Consider the following 26,563-nt stretch of genomic DNA (forward strand, 5'->3'; position numbering starts at 1 on the left):
ACGACTCCCCCTCGCGTGATCGCGCACCGAAAAATACTCGAGCCATCGGTCGTGATCGCTCCTGCAGGGAAATGGCGTCCTCGGGCTGGTCGGCACGATGATTATGCTCCATAATAGAGAGTATTTTCCGGCGGGGTCGGCGAGGGGGAGAGATGCGGAACGACTTCTCGGGGGATGCGAGAAATGTCGTTCAGATACGTGACGTTCACGGGGGACTGATCATCGGCGGGCGGGGCGAGCCGCCCAGACCACAGCAACTGCCGGGGAACATCGCCCATTTCACGGGCAGAAGGAAGCACCTTGCGGAACTGGACGCGCTGCTGGAGGCGGGAGAGGGTTCGAACGCGGTATCCGTGGCGGTCATCATCGGCATGGCGGGCGTGGGCAAGACGACCCTCGCGGTCCACTGGGCGCACCGGCAGCGGGACCGGTTTCCCGACGGACGGCTCTACATCGATCTGCACGGCTATGACGATCGGCCCACGGCCGAACCGGAAGGCGTTCTGAACGCGTTCCTGCGCGCGCTTGGCGTGGCGAAGGAGAGCATTCCCACCGAGCTCGACGAATTGTCCGCGCTTTACCGGACGACATTGCACGAGCGGCGTGTCCTCGTCATTCTGGACAACGCGCGATACGTCGAGCAGATCGTTCCGCTGCTTCCCGGATCGGCGTCGTGTTCCGTCCTGGTGACCGGCAGGAACAGCCTCGGTGGGCTGGTGACGCGGTACGGGGCGCACCGGATCGTCCTGCCCCCCTTCTCCGACGGAGAGTCGCGGGCGCTGCTGGAGAAGTTCATCGGTTCTGAGCGCCTGGACGGGGACAGCGCGGCGGAACTCGCACGGTTGTGCTCGCATCTACCGCTCGCGCTCTGCCTCGGCGGCGAACGGGTGGCGGCCGGGGAGCACCGCGTCCCGCTGCGCTCGCTGGTGCGGGACCTGGCCGCACAGCCCTTGGAGGCCCTGGACGCCTCGGATGACGAAGGCGGTATTCGTCCGGTCTTCTCCTGGTCTTACGAGGGACTCTCCGCCGAGGCGCAGGAGGCGTTCCGCCGGATGAGCCTCCACCCGGGTGCCGACATGGACGTCCACGCGGTCGGTGTCCTGGTTGGGGCGACGTACCCCGGAACGGCGCGGGTGCTGCGCGAATTGACCGATATGCACCTGGTCGAACAGGTGGGGCACGAGCGCTATCGCATGCACGACCTCCTGCGCCATTACGCGACCGAGCGCGCGGCCGTCGAAGAGACCGACGCCGATCGGAAGACCTGTCTGGAACGTCTTTTCACGTGGTACCTGTACACGGCGGACGCCGCCGACACCGTCCTCTCCCCGCATCGGCGCCGTCTGCCGCCCGGCGTCCCGCCTGGCCCGCCACCCCTGGACTTCCCCGATCGCGGCACCGCCCTGCGCTGGTGTGAAACCGAGCGGCAGAACATCGCGGCCGTCACCGAGGCGGCGGCGCGAAAGGGGTTCCCGGAGATCGCCTGGCGTCTTCCCCTGGCGCTGTGGGCCTTCTTCGACACCTCCAAGCACTGGATCGACTGGATATCCCTGTACTCCACGAGCGTGTCCGCCAGCCGGGAGTCGGGGAGCGCGGACGGCGAGAGCTGGGCGCTGAACGGGCTCGGCGACGCCTTCCGCGAGACCGGCCAGTACCGGGAGGCGATCGGCTGCCACCAGCGTGCCCTCGCACTGTGTCGGGAATTGGGGAACGCGCTCGGCGAGGCGGCCACTCTCAACAATCTGGGTGAATGCCATCTCGGACTCGGCCGGTTCGAGGAGGCGATCGCGTGCTACACGAATTCGCTCGAGATCTGGCGAGCGGAAGGGGCGCTGAACGGCGAAGGCATGGCGCTCACCTACACGGGTGTCGCCCACCAGGGTGCGGGGCGGTTCCAGAAGGCGCTCTCGGTGCTGCGGGCGGCCCTGGAGATCAGACGTGAGGTGGGAAACGAGAACGGCACGGCCATCACGTTGGGACACCTGGGCGATGTCCACCTCGATCTGGAGGAGAGGGCCGAGGCGCTGCGCTGCTACGAAGAGGCTCTGCTCATCCGGCGAGCCCTGGGACAGCGGCACGGAACCGCCATGGACCTGTGTCGGCTAGGGGCCGTGTTGCTGCTCGAGGAAAGCGCCTCGCGGCGTGCCGTAGAGTGCTACCGGGAGGCCCTGGAGATCTTCGATGATCTGCAGGATCCTCGCGCGGCGCAGATCCGGGAACGGATACGGTCGCTCGCGCCAGCCGAATTTGGGGGAGAAGGCGGATCTGTACGCGTGACCGAGGGAACCGTTGTCTTCGTCGCCCGGGCGATGGACCACCCCGACGCTCAGAAATTGATCACCGTGCTGCTCGCGGAATACGATGGCCTCTATGACGACGAGGACGGCGAATTCATCGACCGCGTTGCCGTCGATGAGTTCCGGGAACCGCGAGGTGCGTTCTTCTTGGGCTATCACGAGAACGGCTCTCCAGTCGCCTGCGGAGGTTGGCGCGCTCTCGGCAACGGCCTCGTCGCCGAACTGAAACGCATGTACGTAGCACCTTCCCTGCGCGGTCTCGGCGTGGGACGACGGCTGCTCGCCCGACTGGAAGAGGACGTCGCCGCGCATGGCGCGCGACGCATCGTCCTGGAAACCGGTGCGCGCAACAAGGAAGCCCTCCAGCTCTACCGCAAGAGCGGGTACCAGCCGATTCCGCCGTATCTGCAGGGCCGAGACCCTTCTGTCAACCGAGCGATGGCGAAGAACCTGGACAAACGCTGACGCGGCCGTGTCGTTCCTTCGGACGAACGTGATCCGCTCCAGGGCTGGAGGACGCGGTGGCCGTGCCTTCGGCCAGTTCGAGGCGGGTGCCGGTGAACGTGGCGCGAAGGCGGCGGTCGTGGGTGACGACGACCAGGGCGCCGTGGTAGGAGGCCAGGGCCTCCTCCAGTTGCTCCGCGAGCATGGGTGACAGGTGGTTGGTCGGCTCGTCGAGCAGGAGGAGGTCCACGGGCTCGCTCACCAGCCGGGCCAGCTCGATCCGGCGCCGCTGGCCGTAGGACAGTTCTCCGACGTGCAGGCTCAGGTCGGACGGCTGGAACAGGCCGAGGGCGAGTAGCGCGTCCGCGTGCTCATCCGGGCTTCCCGGCCTTCCGTGCGCGTATGCCTGCAGCACGGTCCGGTGTGCCGCGCCGCTCTGCCGGGGAGCGGCGGCGGGGAGTGCATCTCGCGGGCTGCCGGGGTCGGTGTCGGGGTCGTCCTGGCGGAAGTATCCGATGCGGCCGGTTCGGCGGATCTCGCCGGTGTCCGGCTGGAGTTCTCCGGCGAGGACGCGCATCAAGGTGGTCTTGCCCGCGCCGTTGGGGCCGGTGATGAGCAGGCGTTCACCGGCGCGGACGGTCAGGGACTCCAGGTGGAGCCGGCCCGCGACCGCCACGTCGTCGAGGACGGCGATGTCGTCGCCGGGGGCGGTGCCCGCGGTGGCGGGGACGGTGGTGAAGCGCAGGGGCTCGGGCGGGGGCGGCGAGGGGTGGGCGGTGAGCCATTGGAGGCGCTGCTGGGACTGGCGGATGCGGCCGGCGGCGCCGTGGGTGCGGGAGCGCGCCCGCCAGGCGCCGGTGCCCATGCCTGCTTTGTCCATCTTGCGGGGGATTGTGGCCAACCGGCCCGCGTTGGCCGAGACCAGCGCGGCATGCCGGTCCAGCTCCCCCTTCCATTCCTCGTGGGCCCGCGCCTGCGCGGCGCGTTCGGCGGCCTTGGCGGTGAGGTAGCCGGAGTATCCGTCGCCGTAGCGGCGCACCCGGCCCTCGGCGACCTCCAGGACGGCGGTGGTCACGCGCTCCAGGAACATCCGGTCGTGCGTGATCGCCACGACCGTGCCCCGGTGGGCGAGCAGGCGCTGCTCGAGCCAGGCCGTGGCCTGGTCGTCGAGGTCGTTGGTCGGCTCGTCGAGCAGGAGCAGCTCGGGGGAGGAGGCCAGCGTGGCGGCCAGGGCGAGCCTGGCGCGCTCGCCGCCGGAGAGCGTGCCCAGCGGGCGGTTCCGGTCGAGTCCGGGCAGCCCCAGGCCGTGCAGCGCGACCTCCACCCGGACGTCGGCCTCGTAGCCGCCCCGCGCCTCGAACTCCGCCACGAGCTCCGCGTAGCGGTCCAGGTCCGCGCCCGCCGCGTCGAGTGAGAGCTCGGCCGCCCGGATCCGGATCTCGAGCTCGCGCAGGTCGGCCAGCGCCAGGTCGACGGCGTCGGCGACGGTGGCGTGCGGCGGCAGCGCGAGCGTCTGCGGCAGGTGTCCGACGCCGCCGGGCGCGACGGCCGCGAGCTCGCCGTTGTCCGGCCGCTCGACGCCCGCCATGAGCCTGAGCAGCGTCGACTTGCCCGACCCGTTGTCGCCGATGACGCCGATCCGGTCGCCGGGCCGGACGGTGAGCGACACCCGGTCCAGGACGACGCGGGTCCCGTAGCGCTTGGTGATCTGGTCGAGGGTCAGTTGCGCGGGGGTACGCAGAGCGCCCCACCTCCTCTTCGTCGGCGCGAGCGGAAGGTCTCCGCACGCTCGGTCGTGTCCATCGAGACGAGACGGTCCGTCTCGATAAAGGGAAGTATGCGGGGCGACGGCCCCTGTGTCAAGACGGACCGTCTCGTCTCGTAAAAAACCTCGGACCGGTGAGGGGAGCCCCGGAGCCGCGGCCGGAGCCCGTGAAGGCCCGCTCAGGTGAAAGGCGCTTCTTCCCGGGGACCGGAGCCGGGGAGCAGGGTGAGCCGAGGCGTCCCGGTATGCGGGTTCACGTCCACCTCGGCGGCGACGCGGTACACCTCGGCCAGCAGCTCGGGCGTGAGGACCTCGGCGGGCGTCCCGAGCGCGACGACGCGGCCGCCGTGCAGGACGCAGACGCGGTCGCAGAACATGGCGGCCAGGTCGAGGTCGTGCAGGGCGATGACGGCGGTGACGCCGAGGCGGCGGACCAGGCGCAGTGCGTCGAGCCGGTGGCGCAGGTCGAGGTGGTTGGTCGGCTCGTCCAGGACCATCGTTCCCGCGCGCTGGGCGAGCGCGCGGGCGATGAGGACCCGCTGCTTCTCCCCGCCCGACAGCCGCTCGAACGGCGCCCGGGCCAGGTGGGCGACGTCGAGCTCGCCCAGCGAGGACGCGATGATCTCGCGGTCGGCGCGGCCGTCGCCGTCGAAGGCGCGCTTGTGCGGGGTGCGGCCCATCGCGACGACGTCGTGGACGCTCAGCTCGAACTCCCCGGAGGCCTCCTGCAGGACGCAGGCCAGCCGCCGGGCGAGCCGCCTGCCGGGCATCCGCCACACGTCGTCGCCGTCCAGGAGGATCCGCCCCGACGTGGGGCGCACCGCCCGGTAGAGGGTGCGCAGAAGGGTGGATTTCCCCGCGCCGTTGGGTCCGACGAGCCCCACGACCTCGCGGGGCGCGACGTCCAGGGACACCGCGTCCACCAGGGTCCGGCGGTCCACGGCCACCGACACCCGCTGGACCGAGAGGGTTCCGGGAGCGGTCCGGGTCACCGTGCCGCCTTTCGCCGCATCAGCCACAGGAAGAAGGGGCCGCCCACCAGCGCCGTCAGAATCCCCACGGGGATCTCCTCGGGGCTGACCAGGGTGCGGGCGGCCAGGTCGGCGGCGATGAGGAAGCCCGCGCCCAGCAGTGCCGCGGCGGGCAGCGCGCGCCGGTGGTCGGCGCCGACCAGCAGCCGCACCACGTGCGGCATGATCAGCCCGACGAAGCCGATCGCGCCGCTGACCGCCACGATCGTGCCGGTCATCATCGCCACGAGCACGAACAGGGCGGCGCGGAAGCGGTGCACGTCCAGGCCGAGCGCCGCGGCGGCCTCCTCCCCGGCCAGCAGCAGGTTCAGCGGCCGCGACACCCCCAGCAGCACGAGAGTGCCCACCAGCACCGCGGCCGCCGGGATCCAGAACATCTCCCAGGTGGTCCCGGCGAGGCCGCCGAGCATCCAGCGCAGCGCGGACTGCGCGGCGTGCGGGTCGTCGGAGGTGACGACGACGAAACCGGCGATCGCCGACAGCACCTCGGCCGTGGCCACGCCCGCCAGCACCAGCCGCACCGTGGTCATCCGCCCGCCGGAACGCGCCAGGAGGAACACCGCGACGAGTGCCGCGAGCGCCCCGAGGAACGCCGAAAAGGGCAGGGTGAACACCCCGAACCAGGCCACCCCGAACACCACGACGACGACCGCGCCGACGGTCGCGCCGGAGGACACCCCCAGCAGCATCGGGTCGGCGAGCGGGTTGCGGACCACGGCCTGCAGCGCCATGCCGCACACCGCCAGCCCGGCTCCGACCACCGCGCACAGCAGCACCCGGGGCAGCCGGGCGTCCATGACGATGGTCTCGCGGACGGCGGGCCAGGCGGGTTCGGCCAGGGCCGGGTGCGCCCGGTGCAGCAGGATCTCCCACACCTGCCCGGCCGGAATGGTGATCGACCCGACCGCGACCCCGGCCGTCGCGGCGGCGAGCAGGAACGCGCCGGACAGCAGCAGCACCAGCCCGTAGGGGAGCCTGCGCGGCACGGCGGGGGAGGCCGGAGCGGCGGCGTCCGCCCCGGCCTCGCGGGCGGCGCCGGTCACCTGAAGCGGTCCGGGTGGATCTGGCGGGCCAGCGAGTCCACTCCGGCGGGCGCCCTCACCCCCAGGACGGCCGACGACAGCGGCAGCACCGCGAACCGCTGTTCCCTGATCGCGGGAACGTCCTTCAGGACGGGGTCGGCCAGCAGGAACCTCTTCTTGTCCTCGACGCTCTGGCCGCCGTAGTCGTAGATGACGATGACCTCGGGGGCGCGTTCGGCGACCTGCTCGAACGACACGTCGGCGAACGCCTTGTCGACGTCGGCGAAGAGGTTCTCCCCTCCCGCCAGTTCGATCATCTCGTTGCCGATGCCCGCGCCGCCCGCGGTGAAGGCGGTCTTGTCGCCGCTGTCGTAGACGAAGACCCTGGCCGGATCCACGCCCTCCAGCCTCCCGGCGACCGAGTCCAGGACGCCGTGCAGGCGCTCCAGCTCCCGCTCGCCCCGCTCCCGGACACCGAAGATCCCGGCGACGTTGCGGATCTCCTGCTCCAGGGTCGCCATGGTCACCGGTCCCGACGGGCAGCTCTCGACGTCGAGGTAGCTGTCGATGCCCGTTTCGGACAGCCGCTCCCGGCCGCGGCCCTCCTTCTCGTCGAAGGCGCTGGTGAACCCGCCGTAGACGAAGTCGGGTTCGGCCGCCAGCAGCGTCTCGTAGGAGGGGTACTCGTCGGCGATCGCCTTGACGCCGTCGTAGGCCGCCTTGTACTCCGGCAGGATCGCGTCGTCGAGGAAGGCCGTGCCGACCATCGACTTCTCCAGACCCAGCGCCAGCAGTACTTCGGTGACGTGCTGGTTCATCGTCACGGCCCGCCGCGGAGCCCGTTCATAGGTTGTGGTGACCCCGCAGTTCGACACGGTGACCGGGAAGCCGCGCGCGGCGGGCGCCTCGGTTCCGGTCTCCCCGGCGGAGCCGCCGCCGCAGGCCGAGACCAGCGCGGCGCAGACCAGCGCCGGCAGCAGGGACAAAGGGCGTCTGCCCGTCATGGGGTCTTCCTCTCACGCGGTGTTCCGCGAACCTTCGAGGGGCGGACCGCCGGAGGACGGCGTGGCGGAGCGAAGACATGAAGGTCCAGGATGTCGGGGATCGGCACTACGACGGGCCCGCCCGCCCTGATCCAGCCGGCGACGTCCTCGGTCGCGTCCGGGCCGTTGACCAGGCCGAGCCAGACGGGCCGGGCTCCGGCGGCGCGTCCCGCCGCCGAGGGCCGGACCACGACGACGTTCGCGCGCTCGCAGACGCCCAGGCAGTCCGACACCAGGACGGGCGCCTCCCGCCTCAGCCGTGCGAGCTGCTCGCCATGGTCCACACCGGTGACCTTCGGGCCGCCGCAGCAACAGCCACGGCACACCGTGACCTGGCACGGCGCTTTTCGGGCACGCTCCATGGGCACGCCACGCACTTCCTCTCCGGGGAGATCCGCCCCAGTCACATCGAGGAGGCGAGACGCGTGAGTCTCCTGGCTCTCGGCTCGAACGCTCGTCCCGGCCTTCCCGCCCCGGAGGGGGCAGTGGCTTCAGTCGGGATCCGCTCGCCGATGACAGTGGCGGTACCGCGCCGGATTCGCACCGGCTTCCTCGTCCGCGCTCGCCTTTTCGTCCGCCATCATGGCACATGCCCTGATCGTCTCTGGAGTGAGACCTCCCCGCCCCGGGGCGTGGCGCGATCCGGCGTCGTCAGCGTCACGATGAACACGCCTACAACATCTGGGTTGTTCATTCGCCGCCGCCACTAGATGTAGAGTCTTCCGCAGCGCTGGTCCGCTCCGGCCCGTCAGGGTCGAAGCGGCGCAAGAGGGAACCCGGTGGGAATCCGGGACTGCCCCGCAGCGGTGATGGGGAACGAAAGCCGTCAACGAAGCACTGGGTCCCGCGGGACCCGGGAAGCGACGGCCGGTAGGCGTGTGCCGTGCGCCCCTGAGTCCGAAGACCTGCCCGCGCGCCGAGACGTCCATGAAGCCTCGAGGGAAGGCCGGTGGGCAGGCGCGGTGCCGTCGGGTCCCGTGTGCTGTCTTCCGTGCGCCCGGAAGGCGGGAACACGAGGGAGAGCCGATGACCGTCACCGCACCCGCCACACCCGACCGGGAGCTCCTCATCCGGGAGGCGGCTGCGAAGGTCGGTGCCGACCCGGCGCAGTCGCGCGTCGCCGCGGGGCTGCTCGCCGAGCTGATCCGCGACGAGGCCGCGGGCGAAGGAGTCGCCTCGTTCTCCGGCTCGATCGCCCTCGCGCACGCCGAGGGGCTGCTGAACGACACCACCGCCGCGTTCGTCGCCGCGCACGCGGCCGAGCTGGACGCGCTCGCCGACGACGGAGCCGATGACAGGTTCGAGTACTTCGGCCTGCGCACCGTCTACGACCGGTACCTGCTGCGCCACCCGCGCACCCGCAAGGTGATCGAACGCCCGCAGTACTTCATGCTGCGCGTCGCGTGCGGGCTCGCCGCGACGGTCGCCGAGGCCGCGGAGCTGTACGGGATGATGTCGCGGCTGGAGTACCTCCCGTCGTCGCCGACGCTGTTCAACTCCGGCGCACGCCGCGCGCAGCTGTCGTCCTGCTTCCTGCTGGACTCGCCGAAGGACGAGCTGGAGTCCATCTACGAGCGGTACGGGCAGGTCGCGCGGCTGTCGAAGTACGCCGGAGGCATCGGGATCTCCTGGTCGCGGATCCGTTCGCGCGGCTCGCTGATCCGCGGGACGAACGGCCACTCCAACGGGATCGTGCCGTGGCTGCGCACCCTCGACTCCTCCGTGGCGGCCGTCAACCAGGGCGGGCGGCGCAAGGGCGCGGCCTGCGTCTACCTGGAGCCGTGGCACGCCGACGTCGAGGAGTTCCTGGAGCTGCGCGACAACACCGGTGAGGAGCAGCGCCGCACCCACAACCTGAACCTGGCGAACTGGATCCCCGACGAGTTCATGCGCCGGGTCGAGGCCGACGCGGTGTGGTCGCTGTTCGACCCCAAGGAGGTCCCCGAGCTGGTGGACCTGTGGGGAGAGGAGTTCGACGCCGCGTACCGGGCCGCCGAAGCCGCCGGGAAGTACACCAAGCAGGTCCCCGCACGCCAGATCTACGGCCGGATGATGCGCACGCTCGCCCAGACGGGCAACGGCTGGATGACGTTCAAGGACATCTCCAACCGCACCTGCAACCAGACGGCCGAGCCCGGCAACGTCGTCCACCTGTCGAACCTGTGCACTGAGATCCTCCAGGTGACCAACCAGGCCGAGACGGCCGTGTGCAACCTCGGCTCGATCAACCTGGCCCGCCACGCCACCACCGACGGCTTCGACTTCGCCCGCCTGCGCGAGACCGTGCGCACGGCCGTGCGCTTCCTCGACCGCACGATCGACCGCGGCTTCTACCCCACGCCCGAGGCGGAGGCCGCCAACAAGAAGTGGCGCCCGATCGGCCTGGGCGTGATGGGTCTGGCCGACGTGTTCTTCACCCTGCGGCTGCCGTTCGACTCCCCGGAGGCGCTGCGGCTCTCCACCGACATCGCCGAGGAGATCGCCCTCACCGCGTACGCGGCCTCCGCCGACCTCGCCGAAGAGCTCGGCGCCCACCCCGCCTACGACCGGACGCGCGCCGCCCGCGGCGTCCTGCACCCCGACCACTTCACCATCGGCGACGCCAGGAAGGCCGAGTGGGACGCGCTGCGCGAGCGCGTCGCCCGCACCGGTCTGCGCAACTCGCTGCTCACCGCGATCGCCCCGACCGCGACCATCGCCTCCATCGCGGGCTGCTACGAGTGCATCGAGCCGCAGGTCTCCAACGTCTTCAAGCGCGAGACCCTCTCCGGTGAGTTCCTCCAGGTCAACAAGTACCTCGTCGCCGACCTCCGGGAACGCGGCCTGTGGATTCCCGAGATCCGCGACGCCGTCAAGCGCGCCGAAGGCTCCGTCCAGGACATCCCGGTCCTCGACGACGACCTCAAGCTGCTCTACCGCACCGCGTGGGAGATCCCGCAGAAGGCGCTCATCGACCTGGCCGCCGCCCGCACCCCGTTCATCGACCAGTCCCAGTCGCTGAACCTCTTCATGGCCACCCCGACCATCGGCAAGCTCTCGTCGATGTACGCCTACGCGTGGAAGGCCGGCCTGAAGACCACCTACTACCTGCGCTCGCGCCCCGCGACGCGCATCGCCCAGACCACCGTCCCCACCCGGGGCGAGAGCCTGCCGACCGCCGACGACGACGCGGTCGCCTGCTCCCTGGAGAACCCCGAGATCTGCGAGGCCTGCCAGTGACCACCACCGTTGAGCAGGGGACCCTGCTGGACCCCGGCATGGACCTGACCCTGCGGCCCATGCGCTACCCCGACTTCTACGAGCGCTACAAGGCGGCCATCCGCAACACCTGGACGGTCGAGGAGGTCGACCTCGCCTCGGACCTGGCCGACCTGGCGAAGCTGACATCCGAGGAGCTGCACCTGGTCAAACGCCTCGTCGCGTTCTTCGCCACCGGCGACTCCATCGTCGCCAACAACCTCGTGCTCAACCTCTACAAGCACGTGAACTCTCCGGAGGCCCGCCTCTACCTGTCCCGGCAGCTCTTCGAGGAGGCCGTCCACGTCCAGTTCTACCTGACGCTCCTGGACACCTACCTCCAGGACGACGACGAGCGCCGCCAGGCGTTCGCCGCGATCGAGCACATCCCCAGCATCCGCGCCAAGGGCGAATTCTGCTTCAAGTGGATCGGCTCGATCTCGTCCCTGGACGAGCTGCGGACGGCCGCCGACCGCCGTGCCTTCCTGCTCAACCTCATCTGCTTCGCCGCCTGCATCGAAGGCCTGTTCTTCTACGGCGCGTTCGCCTACGTCTACTGGCTCCGCGACCGCGGCCTCCTCAACGGCCTCGCCTCCGGCACCAACTGGGTCTTCCGCGACGAGTCCATGCACATGGAGTTCGCCTTCAGCGTCGTGGACACCGTCCGGGCCGAAGAACCCTCCCTCTTCGACGACGAGCTCACCGTCCAGGTCACCGAGATGCTGGAAGAGGCCGTGGCCGCCGAACTGGCCTTCGCCCACGACCTCTGCGGCGAGGGGCTCCCCGGCATGAGCGCCACCGACATGCGCTCCTACCTGGAGTACGTGGCCGACCAGCGCCTCGCCCGCCTCGGCTTCCCCCGCCGCTACGGCACCGCCAACCCGTTCCCCTTCATGGAGCTCCAGGACGTCCAGGAACTCTCCAACTTCTTCGAACGCCGCGTCTCCGCCTACCAAGTGGCCGTCGAGGGCACCGTCTCCTTCGACGAGGACTTCTGACGCGTCAGGGGGCCAGGAAGCCCGTCCTGGTGAACGTCTCGCGGCCCTGGTCGGAGAGGACCAGGTCGACGAACTTCCGGGCCTCGGCGGGGAGGACGGCCTCGCCCAGGGGGGCGATGAGGTAGTCGTTGACGGCCTCGTCGGCCTCCGGGAAGGCGATGCCCTCGACCTCGTCGCCGGCGGACAGCACGTCGGTGGCGTACACCAGGGCGGCGTCGACCTCGCCGAGCCGGACCTTCGTCAGCGTGGCCTTGACGTCCTGCTCCAGGGTGACCGGGGTGACCTTCACCCCGGCCGCCTCCAGCGCCTTGACGGCCGCGGCCCCGCAGGGGACCTGCTCGGCGCACAGGGCGACCTTCACCTTCGCGTCGGCCAGGTCCCCCAGCGCGTCGATCTTCGCGGGGTTGCCGGCGGGCACCGCGATCCGCAGCTTGTTGCGCGCGAACACCACGGGGGAGTCCGCCGGCTTCGCGTCGGTGGCGGTCTTCATCGTCGCCGGACTGGCCGCGGCGAAGACGTCGGCGGGCGCGCCCTGGGTGATCTGCTGCGCCAGGGTCGCGCTCGACCCGAAGTTGAACACCACCTTCACCCCGGAGTTCTCCTTCTCGAAGGCCTGCCCGAGCTCGGTGAACGTCTCGGTCAACGACGCCGCGGCGAACACCGTCAGCTTCCTCTCGCCGTCCCGCGAGCCTCCGTCCGAGCCGCAGCCCGTGACCAGCACCGCCAGCAGCGGCGCCACCGCGGCCCACCGCACCATGCGCTTGAACACCAGGGGGTCTCCTTCACCGAATGCGAACCATCGCTGCAGCCCCTCACCATACAGACGCAAATGCGAGGTGATAAAGGCGATGGCACTCTCACCTGCGATCGCAGTGGGAGGATCGATACGCACATGCGAGTGGAGAATAGCCCGCCCCCGTACGGTGGACCAGGCGACGGGACGTCCTCAGCCGGTTCCGAAGGTGCCGTCGTCGAAGGAGTCGTCGCCGGGTGAGCAGACCGCGCAGTCGTCCTGCCGGGGAAGGACGCCGCCGTACCAGCGCAGCACCGTCATGCCGTCCACGGTGTCGCGCATGGGCCGCAGGCCCGCGTAGATCTCCTCCCGGCGGTTGGCCCAGCGGTAGAAGTTGGCGACCAGGTCGGCGTCCAAAGAGCGCAGTGCCGGGGACGCGCCGTCGAGGAGGTCGAGGACCGCCAGTTTGGCGATGTGCAGCGCCACCGGGACGATGTCGGTGGACAGGCCGGGCTGCGGCGCCACGAGGCGGTCGGTGTAGCCCGCCGCGGCGGCGTCCGCCTCGCTGCTGATCTCGTTGTCGGCCGCCTCCTGCGGCAGGGTCTGGACGAAGCACTGGTAGCAGGCGGTGAGCCCGGGGACCACGCGCTGGACGATGCCCCCGTAGGCGCGCCTGTGCATGCCGCCGAGGATGAGCGGCAGGTTCTCCCGGAGCGCGATCCGGTTGAGCAGGAGACGGCTCTCCCGGGTGTCGGTGGCGCCGATGAGGAGGTCCGCGCCCGTCCGGCGCACGAGGCCGCGCATCCGCGCGCGGGAGTCTCCGGTCAGCCGCTCGGCGCAGGTGACGACCTGCGCGCCGGGATTGTGCCGGTGGATCAGGTCGCGCACGGCGTTCACCTTCAGCCTGCCGACGTCGGGCATGCCGCACTCGTGCCGGGAGATGTTGCCGACCTCCAGGCGGTCGTGGTCGACCAGCAGGAAGCGTCCGACCCCGGCCTTGGCGAGTTCGCGGACGATGAAGCTCCCGCCGGAGCCGACGCCGAAGACCGCGACCGCGCGGTCCTCGAGCAGGTCGGTCTCGAAGATGCCCCTGACCCGTTCGAACGCGTCGGAGCCGTCCGGGACGACGGTGACGTCCACCTCGGCGCCGGGCTCGCCGTCCACCAGGGTGTGCGCGCTGAACCTCCTCCCGTCCCACGCGCACACCAGGAAGGTGTCCTCGGCGCGGAGGTCGGCCCGGGAGCCGGGAGGCAGGAGCACCGCCTCCCGGCCGGGGCTTCCGTCGATCACCGCCAGGTCGCCGTGGTCGTGCAGGACGCAGCCCAGCCGCAGCGGCCGGTCCGCGGCCAGGAGCATCGTGTGGGCGGCGGGGCGGATGACCACGTGCCGGGGCCCCGGCTCAGCCACCGGACCTCCCGAAGACGTCGATGTCGCTCTGCTTCAGGTCGTAGATCTGGTCGCCGTCCTGCTCCGCGCCGACGGTCCGCATCTCCCACTGCTTGGTCTTGTGGTTGTAGACCATGCCGCGCTCGCCGCCCGGCTTCTTCCCCTCGGCGTAGTCCTTCAGGAACCTGCGCATTTCTTCGCGGTCGTTGCTCAAAGCTCCTCCTATTTCTTGCCCGTGAGGATGTCGTCGATGGAATCGCCGGTGTCGCGATGGATGTCGAAGGCCCACAACCAGAGAAGCGTCTTGATCAGGACTTCGGAGAGGCTGACCTTCGGGTGCCATTTCTCGGCGTGGTAGACGCAGACCTTCGTCCAGCCGGGCCTGTCGGATTCCAGGACGTGCATGGCGTGGCTGTTCCCGTACTCCGTCATCGCCCTGTAGTAGCCGCGAAGGGGGGCGGGGCTGGTGATGTAGACCTCGGGGCATTCGTCGGGGAAACCGGCGGTCGGATAGACGGCCACTTCGTAGCCGCGTCCGCTCTGGGCGGTCCACCAGCCGCGGACGTGGGTCTCGCCGAGCGGGTCGTGGAACTTGAATCCGGGGTACTCCTGACTCAGCACGTGCTTCTCCATGCCGAGCCTGATCCGTTGCTCCCTGTCCCAGGTCATCGCGCCTCGCTCCGCAGTTGCTTCATGCCCCAGTCGAGCGCCGCCCGGAGGTCGTGGCGCTTGGTGAAGCGGGGCCTCCAGGTGGACTTCACGCGCTCACCCATGATGATCTTCGCGCTGCGGACGACCGGGTGCCTGCCGTCCCAGCCCGCGTCGAGCCTGAACAGCGCCGCGTCCCCTCCGTCGAACTGGATCACCAGCTCGACGGGCCCCGGAGCGGTGCTGTCGTCGGTGGTCACCACGGAGAACCCCTCTCCGATGTGGGACAGCAGCGGGAGGATGTGCTCGTCGAAGAAGGTGCTCGGCTCTTCCTCGTCCGGTACGGGCGGTGCGGCGACGGCCGCCGGGGGCTCGGGGGCCGCGGCGGGGAGGGAGAAGGCCGCCTCCCGGGACGCGGCGAGCCGGTAGCTCCGGCGGAGCCCGGTCCGGCCCGGCACCAGCATGGGCGCGCAGGCCGGCGGGACGTCGAAGGCGGTGAGGGCGGCGCGGATCGGGCTGTCGCCGGGGATGACCTCGAACTCGGCTCCCGCCCGCACCGGCACCGTGGCGTCGGTGTAGTGGAAGGGCGTGAGGCGGACGGCCGGCGCCTCGCGGGGCTGCTTCCCGCCGCGGCCGGTCGGCCGGCGCCCTTCGAAATTGGCGAGGATCTCGGTGTATTTAGGACGCTTGTGCCCCTCGGCGTAGCGCCGGGTGCGGTCGAGGTCGCCCCCGCTCGGCTCGTAGAGCCCGATCCAGTGGTGGGAGTGCCAGATGCCGAGGCTCTGGATGCCGAAGGCGTGCCACAGGCCGCGCTCCAGAAGGGTGGACGCCCCGGGCTCCAGCGACATCGAGGCGGCGCGCCGCAGGGTGCCGTCCGGGGGGCGGGTGGCCAGCATGACCACCGGCGAGGCGCCGTGGCTGAACAGCCCGAAGAGGCCGCCCCCCGTCTCGATGTCGGGGAATCCGTGCGTCTCGTCGCAGATGGTCTCGAGTTCCGATTCGAAGATCCGGATCTTGTAGGTGTCGGACATCGTCAGAGGCTCTCCACGATCTCTCGGAGGGTGCGCCGGGGATCCCAGGAGGCGGCGTCCACGGGCACCGGGACCGGCCCGTCGGGGCCGGGGACGATGAGCAGCGGCGGCGACGCCGGGTAGGCGGCGTCCACGATCAGGGAGACCTCGCCGATCCGGGTGGTGACGATCAGCGCGATCCGGTCGTCGCCGAAGCCCGTGACCTCGGGCGTCATCCCCAGCTCGGCGAGCTCCCGCAGCTCCCGCTCCAGCCGGTAGGCGAAGACGTCGCTCCGGTCGGGCTCCGGGCCGGACAGGGGCGCGAGCGCCCCCGCCGGCAGCCCGCTCAGGGAGCCGCGCAGGTTCACCTGGGCCGTCCCGCGCAGCCGCCAGTGCAGGTCGAGGCAGGACAGGAGGAACCAGGCGATCACCGCCGCCACGGTCTGGTCGGCGGCGTCCGGCACGCCGTCGAGGTCGATGTGCTGCCAGGTGGGCAGGTCGCCCGCCGCGGCCCGGTGGGGGCTCCGGCCGCCGTCCCTGGCGAACCGGGCGATCTGCAGGGGGAAGGCGGTCTCTCCGCGCGTGGTGGGGAACATCGCGTCGAGCAGCGCGAAGACGTTCACGTGGTCGCCGCCGACCTCGAAGTAGACGACGATCGCCGGGACTCGGGAGAACTCCAGCGAGCAGACCTCCCGCGCGGAGACCCTTCCCGCGATCGTGCGCGTCCGGCCGTCGGCGTCCCGCACGAACGCGCCGGTCATGAGCTCGGCGTACCGGTCGAACCCGGGGACCGTGCGGAGCGCCTCGTGGACCAGCCCGGGGATCCGCTCCCCGCTGAACTCCCCGTCGCCGCCGACCGGGGACACCAGGATCGCGGGAGCCGTCCCGCGCACCTGCTCGGCGAGCCGCCCGACCACGCCCAGCGGATAGAACCGCCCGTGCTGCCGGTGCCGCTCGACCAGGACGCGGTGCCGGAGCCGCTCGGCGTCGCGCGCGCGTGCGGTGGCCGCGCGCCGCTCGTCGGCGATCTCGTCGAGCCGCGCCTTCTCCCGCGCGACCCTGAGGGCGCCGCGCGTCTCGAGCTCCACCCCGAGGAGCTCGACGATCTGCGATCCGAACCCGCCCAGGAGTCCGGACACGATCGCTCCGAGATCGATCACATTACCCCCACGTTCTTCACCGGCATCACCTCTCCTGTCGCCTTCGCCTTCGATGGCGAGAATCGGTCCTCCAGTTCCCGGAACGCGGGAAATCATCGGAAATTCAGCACGGCGGCGGACCATAAATACAAGATCTCGGGGCTCTTAATACGGAAATTGTCTCCCTGGCCCTATCCGGATCTGTCCGAGGCGCCGGACGGAGGCGATGACGGGTTCGGCACCGCTGCTCTCCGGCTCCGTCGGACGGACCTGCGGGAATGGCGGCCCGGTTCGGTCCTTCGAGAAACGGCGGGACGCGGCGCAGACCTCCCGGGTGCTTTTGAAGGGCTCCCCGCGAGCCGGCGTCACCGGCCGGCGGACTCGCGGTCGCGGTAGACGGTGCCGTCGACGTAGGCGCGTTCGCGCTGGAGGGCCGCCATGCGTCTGCGGAGCCTCTGCTCCGCCTTGCTCACCTGGATCCGCTTGAGGCGCGGCGGGGCTTTGGAAGCGGCGCGGGCGCGGTCGTACTCCGCCTGCCGGGCGCGGAGGGGGAGGAGTTCGGCTTCGATCTGGGCGAGGAGGCGTTCGCGTTCGACGGAGATCCGGTCGAGGGCGGCGCGCACGGTCTCGGGCTGCTCCCGTCGCCCGGGGCCGGGCCCCCTCCGGCGCAGCGCGGCCTCCTGCTCGCACAGGCGCATGCCGCGTTTCATGCGGGGGGTCGGCTGGGGGCTGGCGCTCATGCCCTCATGGTGAATGGACCATCCGGACAAAAGCCACGGACAAGGAAGAGGTGTCACCCCGGGGAGAGGGGCTGCTGCGGGCGGGGTGAGCCCGTCCGTCAAACCCGGGCCGCGCGTGGTCCAAGGAGGATCGACCCGATGGGGGTGATTCACCCCTTTTATCCAGATATGTAGCGATTCGTGTTTCTCGCGGAGGGCGCTGGACACGCCTGTAGCGAGGTGGACCGCGACGGCGGTCCGGCGGAGAAGGGGGACGCCGGTGGGATCACAGCACGCACATCCCGACCCGGCGCAGGCGCTGCGCACGGCGGTGTCGCTGGGGGACGAGGCGAACCGGCTGGTGGAGGAGGGGAGGCTGGACGAGGCGCTCCCGATCTCGGAGAAGGCGGTCGGCCTGCGCAGGGAGCTCACCGAGCAGGACCGCGACTCCCACCTCCTGGACCTGGCGGCCACGCTGCACAACCACGCGGTGCTGCTGGCCGAGACCGGGCACCGGGACGAGGCGCTGCCGGTGTCGGAGGAGGCGGTCTCGCTCTGCCGGGAGCTCATCGGCGTCGACCGCGACACCTACCTCCCCGATCTGGCGATGACGCTGACCAACCAGGTGCTCTGGCTGGCCGAGGGGGGCCGGGACGAGGAGGCGCTGGCGGTCTCGCGCGAGGTGATCGCGCTCTACCGCGAACTCGTGCAGATCGACCGCGCCACCTACCTCCCCGACCTGATGATCACCCTGATCAACCACTCGGTGCGGCTGGCCGAGGGCGGCCTGCGCTCCGAGGCGATCGACGCCTCGGAGGAGGCGCTGCTCTTCGCCCGCGAGCTCACGGCGGACGACCGCGGCACCTACCTCCCGTACCTGGCGATGTCGCTGAACAACCAGGGCCAGATCCTCGCGGAGCTGGACCGCCCGGCGGACGCGCTCTTCGTCTCCGAGGAGGCCGTCAACGCCTACCGCGAACTCGTCCGCGCCGACCGCGAGGCCTACCTGCCGACGTTCGTCCGCAGCCTGGCGGCGGCGGGCTACGCCCGGGTCGTCGGCGGCCAGGTCAGCGAGGCCGTCGAGCCCCTGCTCGAAGGGCTCGACCTCACCGAGGCGCTGCCCGGCCACCTCCGCGACGAGCTCACCCCGGCCTTCGTCGGCATCCTGCGGGAGGCCCGCGCCGCGGACCCCGACGCCTTCGCCGTCCGGTACGCCCGGATCACCGGCGAGGAGAAGCCGCCGGACTGGATCGAGGACCGGTCCTGAACGCGCGCCCCGTCCGGCTCAGCTTCCGGACGGGGCGTCGCCGTAGACGGCGAGCCAGACGGCGCGCCCCACCGAGCGCGCCACCTGGGCGTCGCCGGAGGTGTCGTCGTCGCGGCAGTGCATGGAGATGGTGCGCTCGACCATCCAGGTGAGCAGGGCCGCGGTGGTGGGGGAGTCCAGGCCGGGGCCGACGGTGCCAGCCCGGCGCTCCTCGTCCAGGCCGGTGGAGTGGTCGCCGCGCCACCAGGCGACGGCGGCGTCTCGCCGCCCTCGCCTGCACGGCGACCGCGCTGGCAGCCCTGCTGGCCGCCCCGCCGCCGCACGCGACGGACTTTCGCTCACCGACATCAAGCGCTCCGACCTGACGCTCGTGCCCGGCAAGTTAGCCGAGCCGTCCGACGAGGAGGGGCCGCACCCCGGCTCGTGGGCTGGGTGGTGGTACGCGCACGTCATGGACCGTTCCTTGACACTGTCCAGGAGGAGCCCCCTGTGATCAGTGCGCCTGTCCCGAACGGTCCTGGACAGGCTGGTCCCCTGCTTTCACTCATCCGGCGGCCGCACGGATCGCGTCCGTGGGGCCGTTCGGGTGGGGCGGGTTCCCTCACGCCCCGGGCCGTGGTGCCGGGCCTGGGCGGTCCGATGCCCCGCACCATCGCTCCGGTGGTGTGGGGGCGGTGCCGTCCGTCGCCGGGCACCCAGGCCCAGGGCGCGTCTGCCGATCACGATGCTGGCGGCCTCGTGTCGGCTGGTCTTGCGGGTGGGTGTGCTGGTGGGCTGCTGCCAGTGCTGGCCGCCCCACCGGCTGGTGTAGGCCGGATCCACCGCCACCAGCGCCAGACCGTGCTCGACGGCCATCGACGCCAGACGAGCTTTGAGACGGCTGGTGGGGATACCGGAGATGAGCTGGCGGAAGCGCCGGTTGCGGCCGTGTTTCTCGCGGGTGGTGGAGTCGGTGAAGTCCAGGTCCTCCACCGCGATCGCCTTGGCGCCGGTGCGGCGGGTGTAGTGCAGCAGCCGGGTCAGAGCATGCCGCAGCTGCGCGTCCCGATGCTCGGCGGTTCCGGTCAGGTCGTAGTCGAAGCGGACGGGTCGGCCTACAGGGTTGCCGCTGGTGTCCAGCCGCCAGGCGGCGAGGTGGTCGGCGTTGGTGTCCACCGCCACCACCCCGCTCGCACACGCCGCCTCCAACGGCAAGACGTGCACGGGCGGGCGTTGCCAGGCCGCATCCACATACCAACGTCCCCGCTCGGTATCCAGGTGCAGGCGGTAGGCCGTCGCTCTGTTCGCCTCCACCCGATCCGCCCACTCCTGCCCCCGGTGAGCGAAGGACACTCTCGAGGCCAGCACATAGCGGCCATGCGGAGCATTCGCCAACCCCGCCAACGGTGCGGGGAGCTTGATGCTCACCTGCCCGTCAGGGGCGATGCGGATGGTCTCGTTGCCGTACCGCTTGCCCGACTCTCCACCGGCGGTCAGGAACCAGCGGGCGGCCTCCCACCGCTGGCGCCACTGTTGCAGGGACAGACCCGCTTCACTCAGATGGTGACGAGTGCGGGCGAGAGTGCGTCCGCTGCGCACCACCCGCACCCTGCCCGCTGTGAAGTCGGCGGTGACCCTCCGGCGCCGTTCTTCCAGCGCGGCCAGGCGGCGGGACTTGGCGAACCACTCGGCCCGGGAGCGGTACCCACCCGAGGCACCCCGGCCGCCCTTGGCACCCACCGGCAGGGACAGACGGTGCCCGATCGCCCCGACGGCCGCATCCAGGCTCTGGAGATGCGCGGCCTGGGAACGCCGGGACAACGCCCACTGATCATGCGTGGCCCTGGTGATCGAGCCCGCCCACCGCGCCGAACACTCCGCCGTCAACTCGCGTTTGCGCTCGGCCCATCGCCGGGAGGAGTGGGCCAGGCCATCGGCACACCGGGCGGCCAGATCACGGCCCGCCAGTGACCCCAGATGCCCGCCCACCCGTCGCAGTACTTCCTCATCCCGCAGGGTGAGGCCCTTGAGACGGGTACGGATCGACACGCCCTGCGGCTGGGCGGCCACGAACGGCGTAGCAAGCCGTCGCAGCGGTTTTCCCGCTCCAGCCACTATGCCCGGCCGGTCCGGGATCCGGGCGGCAGCCATACTCTTCGACATACCGTCCCTCTCCCACCAGCCTGTGGTCGCCGGTTGTGATCGGAACACTACTCTTCGGGTGGTGCGCTTGGCCGGGAAACCCCGCATCCCATCCCATGCCACAGGAACCTCATGGCCACTCGCGAACACTCAACCGATCAACAGTTCAACGCCCTTCGCGCCGCAGCGTGCTGGCCGGGCCGGCCCTCGTGCTCACCCCCGCGCTGCTGCCCTGCCCGCCTTTGCCGCGCCCCGCCGCGACATCGCGGTGCGCGACAACCTCATCGACACCTGGGGCAGACCGTGGAGCACCTGGACGTGAAGAACGGCAGGATCGACGCGGCCCGCACCGTCGACGCCGCCGGAGAACGCCACCGGATCGACGCCGACTGGTTCGTCTGCGCCGTCCCGCCCGACCGCGCCGTCCGGCTGTGGTCCCGCGACGTCCTGGCCCACGCCCCGGAACTGGCCGGCACCAGGGACCTGCACACCGACTGGATGAACGGCCTCCAGTTCTACCTGCGCGAGACCCCGCACGGCCTGGGCGAGCTGCTGAGCTTCATGGACTCGCAGTGGCAGCTCACCGCCGTCCTGCAGAGCGGCATCTGGAACCGCGACTTCGCCCGCGACTACGGCGACGGAGAGGTGGCGGACTGCCTGTCCCTGGACATCTCCGACTGGGACACCCCCGGCATCCTCTACGGCAGGCCCGCCAGGCACTGCTCACCCGCACAGATCGCCCGGGAGTGCTGGGCCCAGATGAAGGCCCACCTGGAGGACACCGGCGCCTCGGTCCTGCCCGACGCGGTCCTGCACTCCTGGTTCCTGGACCCCGCGATCACCTGGCACTCCGAGCAGGGCCGCAACACCAACGACGAACCCCTCACCGTCAACACCGTCGGCACCTGGAGCAAACGCCCCGCTCCCCGGACGGGCATCCCCAACCTCTTCGTCGCGGGCGACTACGTCCAGACCGACACCGACCTGGCCACCATGGAGTCGGCGAACGAGTCGGCCCGCGCCGCCGCCAACGCCCTCCTGGAGGCCGCCGACTCGCCCGCCGCCCCCGCCGCGACCTGGAAGCTCTACCAGCCCCCCGAACTCGACGGCCTCAAACGCCTGGACGCCCAGCGCTACAAGGCGGGCCGCCCCCACCTCCTCGACACCTGACCCGCCCTTCCCCGGCGTCGAAGTCCAGGTCGCGCGGCCCTGGCCGTCCCGGTCCGGGCCTGATGTCGCAACTGACGCATTCGATGCCTCCCTGAAAAATCCGGTTGTTCGGGAAGGGGGCGGTACGGGAGCGTGCCGGGATGGAGATCTTCGAGATCCGGGCCGACTACGACCGGGACGGCATCGTCGTCTACCAGGCGTACGGCCGGGCGATAGGGGAGCCCGCCGTGGCCGCGGGCCGGTTCGTGCCTCCGTTCTCCCGCGACAGGATGACCTGGATCAAGCCTTCGTTCCTGTGGCTGATGGGCCGCAGCGGCTGGGCGCGGAAGCCGGGCCAGGAGATGGTGCTGGCCGTCCGCATCACCCGTGAAGGCTGGGAGAAGGCGCTGCGCGAGGCGGTCCTCACCAGTCCGGACCGCCGCGTGTACGCCGACGGCTCCGTCTGGCGCGAACGCATGAGGACCGCGCCCGTGCGCGTCCAGTGGGATCCGGAGCGCACCCTGAAAGGCGCGCACCTCGACGCCCGCAGCATCCAGGTGGGACTCGGCCGCCGCATCATCGACGAGTACGCCGACGATTGGACGGTGGACATCACCGATCTGACGCCCACCGTCCGGAAGATCCATGACCTGCTGCGCCAGGGGAGGGCCGACAAGGCCCGTGCGCTCCTTCCTCCGGAGAGGGTCTATCCCGTTCCCGAAGAGCTGAGGCGCTCCCTGGGCATGCGCGTCTGAGGGTCCGCGCGACTCCGGGGGCGGCTGCCGATTTCAAAGGAAATCTACGTGGATGGAGATCCTCGGCTCTGGTGAATGATGACGAGTGTTCGTTTCCTTCTGTTTCGCGGTTCGATGGAACGGTTTCGGTTTTCGGGCTGGCAGACTGGCGAGAAAGACGTGTCCTCAAGGGGGGATGCGGTCGGTGTGCTCGGAGGAGTGACCTATGGCGGAAGCACGGCGGGAACGACGGGTACAGCAGGCCCGGCGGGGTGTGGTGGTCCGCGGCGAGTGGGTGACGCCCGGGATGCGCCGCGTCGTGCTGGGCGGTGACGGACTGGCGGGATTCCCGGCGGGGGAGTGGACCGACCACTACATCAAGATCCTCTTTCCGCGGGAGGGCGTGGCCTATCCGGAGCCCTTCGACATGGGGCGCATCCGGGAGGAACTGCCCCGGGAGGACTGGCCGGTCACCCGGACGTACACGGTGCGGCGCTGGGACGCCGAAGCCGGTGAGCTGACCGTCGACTTCGTCGTGCACGGCACCGAGGGGATCGCGGGCCCGTGGGCCGCCGCGGCCGAACCGGGCGACGTGATCCACTTCGTGGGCCCCGGCGGCGCCTACGCGCCGTCCCCCGACGCGGACTGGCACCTGCTGGCGGGCGACGAGTCGGCGCTCCCCGCGATCTCCGCGGCCCTGGAGCGCATGCCCGAGAACGCCGACGTCCGGGCGTTCGTCGAGGTCGCGGGCCCCGACGAGGAGCAGTCCGGCATCGGGAACGTCACCTGGATCCACCGGAACGGCCGCCGTCCCGGCGAGGCGCTGACCGAGACGGTCCGCGGCATGGACTTCCCGGCCGGAACCCCCCACGCCTTCGTGCACGGCGAGGCCGGCTTCGTCAAGGACCTGCGCCGCTGGCTGCGCGTCGACCACGGCGTCCCGCGCGAACTCCTCTCCGTCTCCGGATACTGGCGCCTGGGCCACGACGAGGACGGCTGGCAGGCCAGCAAGACCGAATGGAACGCCGCCGTGGAAGCCGAACAGGAGAACCCCGCCTGACCCGCCCCTCGCCGCCGCCGGAACCACGGAACCGCCGTGACCGCCCCGTGACGGCCGTCGGCCACCATGGTTCCGGCACCGAAGGCGAGGACCCGAAACGGGGTGGGTGATGGGCAAGCTCTGGCCGGTCTCCGTCAAAGGCGTCGTCCTCGACGCCGAGAAGCGCGTCCTGCTCCTCCGGAACGAACGCCGGGAATGGGAACTCCCCGGCGGCCGTCTGGAGGAGACGGAGACCCCCGAGCAGTGCGTCGTCCGCGAGATCTCCGAGGAGTCCGGCTGGACCGCCGAAGCCGGCCCCCTCCTGGACACCTGGGTCTACGAACCCCTCCCCGGCGCCAAGGTGCTCATCGTGACCTACGGCTGCCGCCTCCCCGAGAACAGCCCCCCTCCCCGACTCAGCCACGAACACCAGGAAATAGCCCTCTTCCCACCCGAGGAAATCGACTCCCTCACCATGCCCGAGGGCTACAAACACTCCATCCGCACGTGGTGCCGCCGGGGGAACGAAATGTAGACCGTGACGCCGCCGGGATCGGATGTCAGCGGATGAATGCGTGTACGGCGGGGGTGCTCTTGTCCGGCTGGGACCGGGGGAGGAAGAGCACGCGGTCCGGGGTGGTGTGGAGGGCCGGGGAGTTCTCGGCCGGGTAGGGGACGGTGGCCTCCTGGGTCTTGGCGCCGGAGCGGGCGTCGAGGGCGGTGAGGGTGGTCGGGGCGGAGAAGCCGGAGTCGTAGACGGCGTAGAGGGTGGAATCGGCGAGGTGGACGCCGCGGAGCGGGGAGCCGACGGTGGCCGACCACAGGAGGTCGCCGTTCGGCGCGTGGGTGCGGATGGTGGACTTGCCGTCCATGACGTGGATCCGGCCGTTGCCGATCAGGATGGGGGCGTCCGCCGGGGAAGGCGCGGGGATCGTGCCGGTGGGCGTGCCGTCGTGCGGGTCGAAGACGAGGAGTTCACGTTCGCGCCGGAGCACCGGAGGGGCGGCGGACAGGACGGTGGGCCGCTCGGTCTTCAGCGGGGCCGTCCAGAGGGTCCTGCCCTCGGGGTCGGCCATGACGAGACGGGTGGAGCCGTTCTTGCAGAAGGCGGTCGCGGCCAGGCGGCCGCCGTCGGCCTGGACGGAGGAACGCGCGTTGAACACGCACTTCGCGGGCGGGCGCGGGGCGCGCCGGGGAGCGCCGGTCCGCAGGTCGAAGACCTTCAGCCCGGCGCGGGACGGCCGGACCGCGATTCCGGACCCCGTCTCCCAGCCGAAGGAGCGGCCGGCCGCGCCCGTCTTCGCCGTCCACAACGATTGCCCGGTGCTCAGATCGAGTGCCGTCAGCCGGTCGCAGGCCTTTCCGGCGGAGGAGAAGGAGACGAGCCCCACCCCTTCGCCGGCGTTCCGGCTCGCCCGGCACACGGAGAGGCCGCGGGACCAGAGCGGTTTCCCATCCCGCGTCCCGTACGAGGCGACCCCGTCCGAACGCACCCGCACGAGCGCGTCGGCGGTCCCCCAGAACGCCTTCGGCTCCACGCTGTCGGCGGGCAGCGTCCACGCCGTCTTCAGGAGCTCGCCCCGCAGCATCGCGTAGGCGCCGTACCCGATGGCCTCTCCCAGCAGGAGCGCCACGACGAACATCCCGAGGAAGCGTCCCATCCTCCGGAAACCGGGCCAGCCCGCCCGGCGCTCCCGCGGGAACGCGAGCCGCCGCAGCAGGAACGCGCCCGCCGTCCCCAGCAGGAACCACAGGCCGAGGAAGAAGAGCCAGCCTCCGCTGCCTCCCCGCTGGACCGCCAGGACCCCGCCCCCGACGCAGGCGACGCCCACCCCCACCGCGAACCCCGCCACGAGCACTTTCATAACGGACAACGCTATATCCCCGGGAAATGGGAAGATCCCCGGATCGCGTCGGCGACAAGAGCGGTACGGATTTCTTGTGGAATCCACAACTTTCCCCCGGCGCCCGCAGTGACGATCATGGCCCGCATGGAACGGTACGGGCAGAGACTGCTCAGCCCCGCGTGGGGCGAGGAGGGCGAGCGGCTCGCCGCGATGGCCGAGGTGAGCGATCCGGGGACGTTCGCCCTGCTCGAACGGCTCGGGCTCGACGCCTCGTGGCGGTGCCTGGAGGTCGGCGCGGGCGGCGGGACGGTCGCCGCGTGGCTGGCCGGACGCGCCGGGCACGTGACGGCCACGGACCTCGACCCGCGCTACCTGGAGGGCCTGGAGTCCCCGAACCTGGCCGTGCTCCGGCACGACGCGGCGTGCGACCCGCTGCCGGAGGCCGCGTTCGACCTCGTGCACGCGAGGTTCGTCCTGGAGCACCTGCGGGAGCGGGAGGACGTGCTGGACCGCATGGTCTCCTGGCTCGCCCCGGGCGGCCTGCTCGTCGTCGAGGCGTTCGCCCGCCTGCCCGTCCCGGGGCAGGACCCGGCGCTCCGCGCGGCCATGGACGCCCTGATGGGCACCCTCGCCCGCACGATCGGCACCGACACCGACTGGCCCTGGACCTTCCCCGCCCCCCTGGCGGCCCGGGGCCTGACCGGCGTCGGAGCCGAGGCGCACGTCCCGGCCACCGGCGGCCGCAACGCCTCCACCCGGTGCTGGTCCCTGACCCTCGCGCAGATGCGCCCCCGCATCCTCGAACTGGGCCTGGCCGCCCCCGAGGCCTTGGACGAAGCCCTGCGCGCGCTCGACGACCCCGCTTTCTCCGGCTTCGCCTCCGCCACCGTCTCCTGCTGGGGCCGCAGGCCGGACGCGCCGGCCTGAGCCGGCC

General features: G+C 71.1%; 24 protein-coding genes and 2 riboswitches. Of the genes, 9 read left to right on the forward strand and 15 right to left on the reverse strand.

All coding sequences use genetic code 11. The annotated features are described in order from the left end of the window. Positions 1-152 precede the first annotated feature (152 nt). Positions 153-2,762 (forward strand): ATP-binding protein, encoded by a 2,610-nt coding sequence (locus ABD140_RS02110; protein WP_344236049.1) that lies wholly within the window; start codon positions 153-155, stop codon positions 2,760-2,762. On the opposite strand, the gene abc-f is transcribed toward ABD140_RS02110, so the two are convergent. The 5 genes from abc-f to ABD140_RS02135 all read right to left on the reverse strand — a co-directional run bounded on the left by abc-f (position 2,725) and on the right by ABD140_RS02135 (position 7,886). After that, entirely contained in the window at positions 2,725-4,482 is a 1,758-nt protein-coding gene (gene abc-f / locus ABD140_RS02115) for a ribosomal protection-like ABC-F family protein (protein WP_344236425.1), read from the reverse strand. The two genes, ABD140_RS02110 and abc-f, sit on opposite strands and share 38 nt — an antisense overlap. 203 nt (positions 4,483-4,685) lie before the next feature. Further along, the gene (locus tag ABD140_RS02120; RefSeq protein WP_344236051.1) at positions 4,686-5,498 is read right to left on the reverse strand and encodes an ABC transporter ATP-binding protein; all 813 of its coding nucleotides are present in this window, start codon (positions 5,496-5,498) and stop codon (positions 4,686-4,688) included. Further along, positions 5,495-6,580 (reverse strand): FecCD family ABC transporter permease, encoded by a 1,086-nt coding sequence (locus ABD140_RS02125; protein WP_344236053.1) that lies wholly within the window; start codon positions 6,578-6,580, stop codon positions 5,495-5,497. The genes ABD140_RS02120 and ABD140_RS02125 overlap by 4 nt, the downstream gene beginning before the upstream one ends. After that, complete coding sequence (locus ABD140_RS02130) at positions 6,577-7,563, reverse strand: ABC transporter substrate-binding protein (RefSeq protein WP_344236055.1); 987 nt, start codon at positions 7,561-7,563, stop codon at positions 6,577-6,579. The genes ABD140_RS02125 and ABD140_RS02130 overlap by 4 nt, the downstream gene beginning before the upstream one ends. Beyond that, complete coding sequence (locus tag ABD140_RS02135; protein WP_344236056.1) at positions 7,560-7,886, reverse strand: (2Fe-2S) ferredoxin domain-containing protein; 327 nt, start codon at positions 7,884-7,886, stop codon at positions 7,560-7,562. The genes ABD140_RS02130 and ABD140_RS02135 overlap by 4 nt, the downstream gene beginning before the upstream one ends. Positions 7,887-8,029: 143 nt before the next feature. Further along, a riboswitch (cobalamin riboswitch) is annotated at positions 8,030-8,156 on the reverse strand. Between the two features lie 160 nt (positions 8,157-8,316). Beyond that, positions 8,317-8,529: riboswitch (cobalamin riboswitch) on the forward strand. Positions 8,530-8,628: 99 nt separating this feature from the next. Here ABD140_RS02135 and ABD140_RS02140 point away from each other — a divergent pair. Together ABD140_RS02140 and ABD140_RS02145 are read left to right on the forward strand one after the other, a co-directional pair. Beyond that, positions 8,629-10,821 carry a ribonucleoside-diphosphate reductase subunit alpha gene (locus tag ABD140_RS02140; protein ID WP_344236058.1) on the forward strand — a complete coding sequence of 731 codons (2,193 nt, stop codon included), beginning with the start codon at positions 8,629-8,631 and terminating at the stop codon, positions 10,819-10,821. Then, positions 10,818-11,837, forward strand: coding sequence for a ribonucleotide-diphosphate reductase subunit beta (locus tag ABD140_RS02145; protein WP_344236060.1), 1,020 nt, complete (start codon positions 10,818-10,820; stop codon positions 11,835-11,837). Before ABD140_RS02140 ends, ABD140_RS02145 begins: the two co-directional genes overlap by 4 nt. Before the next feature lie 4 nt (positions 11,838-11,841). On the opposite strand, the gene modA is transcribed toward ABD140_RS02145, so the two are convergent. The 7 genes from modA to ABD140_RS02180 form a co-directional block, all read right to left on the reverse strand. Continuing rightward, positions 11,842-12,606 (reverse strand): molybdate ABC transporter substrate-binding protein, encoded by a 765-nt coding sequence (gene modA / locus ABD140_RS02150; protein ID WP_344236062.1) that lies wholly within the window; start codon positions 12,604-12,606, stop codon positions 11,842-11,844. A 177-nt stretch (positions 12,607-12,783) separates the two neighbouring features. Continuing rightward, positions 12,784-13,977 (reverse strand): HesA/MoeB/ThiF family protein, encoded by a 1,194-nt coding sequence (locus tag ABD140_RS02155; protein WP_344236064.1) that lies wholly within the window; start codon positions 13,975-13,977, stop codon positions 12,784-12,786. After that, positions 13,970-14,170, reverse strand: coding sequence for a hypothetical protein (locus ABD140_RS02160; protein ID WP_344236066.1), 201 nt, complete (start codon positions 14,168-14,170; stop codon positions 13,970-13,972). The genes ABD140_RS02155 and ABD140_RS02160 overlap by 8 nt, the downstream gene beginning before the upstream one ends. An 8-nt stretch (positions 14,171-14,178) precedes the next feature. After that, complete coding sequence (locus ABD140_RS02165) at positions 14,179-14,625, reverse strand: hypothetical protein (RefSeq protein WP_344236068.1); 447 nt, start codon at positions 14,623-14,625, stop codon at positions 14,179-14,181. Next, positions 14,622-15,635 carry a hypothetical protein gene (locus ABD140_RS02170; RefSeq protein WP_344236070.1) on the reverse strand — a complete coding sequence of 338 codons (1,014 nt, stop codon included), beginning with the start codon at positions 15,633-15,635 and terminating at the stop codon, positions 14,622-14,624. The genes ABD140_RS02165 and ABD140_RS02170 overlap by 4 nt, the downstream gene beginning before the upstream one ends. A 2-nt stretch (positions 15,636-15,637) precedes the next feature. Next, entirely contained in the window at positions 15,638-16,753 is a 1,116-nt protein-coding gene (locus ABD140_RS02175; RefSeq protein ID WP_344236072.1) for a hypothetical protein, read from the reverse strand. A gap of 365 nt (positions 16,754-17,118) precedes the next feature. Next, positions 17,119-17,493, reverse strand: a complete 375-nt coding sequence (locus tag ABD140_RS02180; protein WP_344236074.1) for a hypothetical protein — start codon at positions 17,491-17,493, stop codon at positions 17,119-17,121. A 259-nt stretch (positions 17,494-17,752) separates the two neighbouring features. Here ABD140_RS02180 and ABD140_RS02185 point away from each other — a divergent pair, with 259 nt between their 5' ends. Further along, positions 17,753-18,739, forward strand: coding sequence for a tetratricopeptide repeat protein (locus tag ABD140_RS02185; protein WP_344236076.1), 987 nt, complete (start codon positions 17,753-17,755; stop codon positions 18,737-18,739). Between the two features lie 18 nt (positions 18,740-18,757). Here ABD140_RS02185 and ABD140_RS02190 read toward each other — a convergent pair whose 3' ends face one another. Next, a complete protein-coding gene (locus tag ABD140_RS02190) occupies positions 18,758-19,087 on the reverse strand; it encodes a hypothetical protein (RefSeq protein WP_344236078.1) in 330 nt (109 codons plus the stop codon). Between the two features lie 192 nt (positions 19,088-19,279). Further along, entirely contained in the window at positions 19,280-20,767 is a 1,488-nt protein-coding gene (locus ABD140_RS02195; protein WP_344236080.1) for an IS200/IS605 family accessory protein TnpB-related protein, read from the reverse strand. Between the two features lie 396 nt (positions 20,768-21,163). On the opposite strand from ABD140_RS02195, the gene ABD140_RS02200 reads away from it, so the two are divergent. The 4 genes from ABD140_RS02200 to ABD140_RS02215 all read left to right on the forward strand — a co-directional run bounded on the left by ABD140_RS02200 (position 21,164) and on the right by ABD140_RS02215 (position 24,317). Then, a complete protein-coding gene (locus ABD140_RS02200) occupies positions 21,164-22,030 on the forward strand; it encodes an FAD-dependent oxidoreductase (protein WP_344236082.1) in 867 nt (288 codons plus the stop codon). Positions 22,031-22,170: 140 nt separating this feature from the next. Beyond that, complete coding sequence (locus ABD140_RS02205; RefSeq protein WP_344236084.1) at positions 22,171-22,764, forward strand: DUF4291 domain-containing protein; 594 nt, start codon at positions 22,171-22,173, stop codon at positions 22,762-22,764. A 205-nt stretch (positions 22,765-22,969) separates the two neighbouring features. Next, positions 22,970-23,803 carry a siderophore-interacting protein gene (locus ABD140_RS02210; RefSeq protein WP_344236086.1) on the forward strand — a complete coding sequence of 278 codons (834 nt, stop codon included), beginning with the start codon at positions 22,970-22,972 and terminating at the stop codon, positions 23,801-23,803. A gap of 109 nt (positions 23,804-23,912) precedes the next feature. Beyond that, on the forward strand, positions 23,913-24,317 hold the full coding sequence (locus ABD140_RS02215) for an NUDIX hydrolase (RefSeq protein WP_344236088.1): 405 nt from the start codon (positions 23,913-23,915) through the stop codon (positions 24,315-24,317). A 25-nt stretch (positions 24,318-24,342) separates the two neighbouring features. On the opposite strand, the gene ABD140_RS02220 is transcribed toward ABD140_RS02215, so the two are convergent. Further along, on the reverse strand, positions 24,343-25,647 hold the full coding sequence (locus tag ABD140_RS02220) for an outer membrane protein assembly factor BamB family protein (protein ID WP_344236089.1): 1,305 nt from the start codon (positions 25,645-25,647) through the stop codon (positions 24,343-24,345). A gap of 126 nt (positions 25,648-25,773) precedes the next feature. Here ABD140_RS02220 and ABD140_RS02225 point away from each other — a divergent pair, with 126 nt between their 5' ends. Continuing rightward, positions 25,774-26,556, forward strand: a complete 783-nt coding sequence (locus ABD140_RS02225; RefSeq protein WP_344236090.1) for a class I SAM-dependent methyltransferase — start codon at positions 25,774-25,776, stop codon at positions 26,554-26,556. The last annotated feature ends 7 nt before the right edge of the window (positions 26,557-26,563 follow it).

Origin of the sequence: Actinocorallia libanotica, assembly GCF_039525175.1 — a bacterium.
Taxonomy (GTDB): Bacteria; Actinomycetota; Actinomycetes; order Streptosporangiales; family Streptosporangiaceae; genus Actinocorallia; species Actinocorallia libanotica.

Bases quoted from the DNA above. Each gene is read 5' to 3' on its own strand.
- ABD140_RS02110 (WP_344236049.1), top strand. From the start codon at position 153: ATGCGGAACGACTTCTCGGGGGATGCGAGAAATGTCGTTCAGATACGT.
- ABD140_RS02130 (WP_344236055.1), bottom strand. From the start codon at position 7,563: ATGACGGGCAGACGCCCTTTGTCCCTGCTGCCGGCGCTGGTCTGCGCC.
- ABD140_RS02140 (WP_344236058.1), top strand. From the start codon at position 8,629: ATGACCGTCACCGCACCCGCCACACCCGACCGGGAGCTCCTCATCCGG.
- ABD140_RS02165 (WP_344236068.1), bottom strand. From the start codon at position 14,625: ATGACCTGGGACAGGGAGCAACGGATCAGGCTCGGCATGGAGAAGCAC.
- ABD140_RS02170 (WP_344236070.1), bottom strand. From the start codon at position 15,635: ATGTCCGACACCTACAAGATCCGGATCTTCGAATCGGAACTCGAGACC.
- ABD140_RS02180 (WP_344236074.1), bottom strand. From the start codon at position 17,493: ATGAGCGCCAGCCCCCAGCCGACCCCCCGCATGAAACGCGGCATGCGC.
- ABD140_RS02190 (WP_344236078.1), bottom strand. From the start codon at position 19,087: ATGTCGGTGAGCGAAAGTCCGTCGCGTGCGGCGGCGGGGCGGCCAGCA.
- ABD140_RS02205 (WP_344236084.1), top strand. From the start codon at position 22,171: ATGGAGATCTTCGAGATCCGGGCCGACTACGACCGGGACGGCATCGTC.
- ABD140_RS02210 (WP_344236086.1), top strand. From the start codon at position 22,970: ATGGCGGAAGCACGGCGGGAACGACGGGTACAGCAGGCCCGGCGGGGT.
- ABD140_RS02215 (WP_344236088.1), top strand. From the start codon at position 23,913: ATGGGCAAGCTCTGGCCGGTCTCCGTCAAAGGCGTCGTCCTCGACGCC.
- ABD140_RS02220 (WP_344236089.1), bottom strand. From the start codon at position 25,647: ATGAAAGTGCTCGTGGCGGGGTTCGCGGTGGGGGTGGGCGTCGCCTGC.
- ABD140_RS02225 (WP_344236090.1), top strand. From the start codon at position 25,774: ATGGAACGGTACGGGCAGAGACTGCTCAGCCCCGCGTGGGGCGAGGAG.